At 70.1% G+C, this 1203-nt stretch carries 3 protein-coding genes; all 3 read right to left on the bottom strand.

Annotated elements, in window-relative coordinates; all coding sequences use genetic code 11:
• Positions 1-451: ATP12 family chaperone protein (locus U1700_RS14945; protein ID WP_332753470.1), on the bottom strand; the 451-nt coding region annotated here is incomplete at its 3' end.
• Positions 448-663, bottom strand: a complete 216-nt coding sequence (locus U1700_RS14940; RefSeq protein ID WP_056433321.1) for a hypothetical protein — start codon at positions 661-663, stop codon at positions 448-450. The genes U1700_RS14940 and U1700_RS14945, both read right to left, overlap by 4 nt.
• On the bottom strand, positions 660-1203 hold a 544-nt coding region (locus tag U1700_RS14935), incomplete at its 5' end, for an HAD-IA family hydrolase (RefSeq protein WP_332753469.1). The genes U1700_RS14940 and U1700_RS14935, both read right to left, overlap by 4 nt.

Raw genomic sequence — 1203 nt, 5'->3', positions numbered from 1 at the left:
CGACCGCCGCCACCGCCTGCGCCAGCCGCTCGACGGTCGCGGAGGGCTGGGGTTGATGCATGATCCCCGTCACCAGCGTGAAATGCACGTCGTAGCGATCGCGTGCCCAGTCGAGCAGTGGGTTCCACCCCGCATCCTGCCGCTCGACCAACTCCGGCGGCGAGTCGGCGCGATAACAGAGCAGGTCGCTTTCCGCATAGCGCGCCAGCCCGTCCGCAAAGGGCGCCGGGTCCGCCGCGATCCGGTCGATCGCCGCATTGGCAAGGCCGGTCAGCGGCATGGCACGCGGGTCGACCGTCTCCCCGACGCTGCGCCACTCCTCCGCCACCGCCTCGGCCAGCGCGGGCGTCGGCAGCGCCAGTGGCACCCGACCCGGCGTGCGCACCGGCCGGTCGTCGAGCCGCACCACCCGCTCGGTATCGACCGAGACATTTGTCCAGAACCGCTTCATTCGCCCCCACTCCGCCAACGATGCGCCAGCCCCGCGGGTACGATCGCGATCATCGCCAGCGCCGACAGGATGATGGCGACACCCAGCGCCTTGTGCGGCCATGCCACCCCGCGCGAGGCGAGCACCACGCCGAACAGCGCGCCCGCCACGCCGATCAGGCGCACCCCCATGATGATGAACCAGTGCCGCCGCGCGCGCGTGTCGCCGCTCATGCCCGCACCAGCAGGGCGGGCAGGTCCGCAACCTCTTGCGCCACGACCTCGGCGCCCGCGTTCACCAGTTCCGTCACGTCATGATATCCCCAGGCGACGCCGACCGCGAAGGCGCCCGCCGCCTTGCCCATCGCCATGTCGAAGCTCGTATCGCCGATCATCGCGACATCCTGTGCCGAGACGCCGGTCTCGGCCATCGCGGCGAGCACCATCGAGGGATCGGGCTTGGATGGATGCCGGTCGGCGGTTTGCAGCGTGACGAAGTGATGGCTGAGGCCATGTTCCGCCAACACCCGATTGAGGCCACGATCCGACTTGCCCGTCGCCACGCCCATCAGCCAGCCCTCCCTCGCCAGATGATCGAGCAGCGCGGGGATGCCGTCGAACAGCGGCTCGGGCTCCATCGCGCCCGCCGTGCGCAGGCGAAAGAAGGCGGCCTTATAGTCGCTCGCCAGCTGGTGATGCATCGCATCCGGCTGGTCGGGGGCAAGCACCCGCATCGCCTCGACCAGGCTCAGGCCCACGATCCGGCGAATCGCA

This window comes from Sphingomonas sp. RB1R13 (assembly GCF_036663775.1).
Lineage (GTDB): Bacteria > Pseudomonadota > Alphaproteobacteria > Sphingomonadales > Sphingomonadaceae > Sphingomicrobium.
Note: the sequence above shows the minus strand (reverse complement) of the source record. Positions and strands in the feature narration are given on the sequence as shown.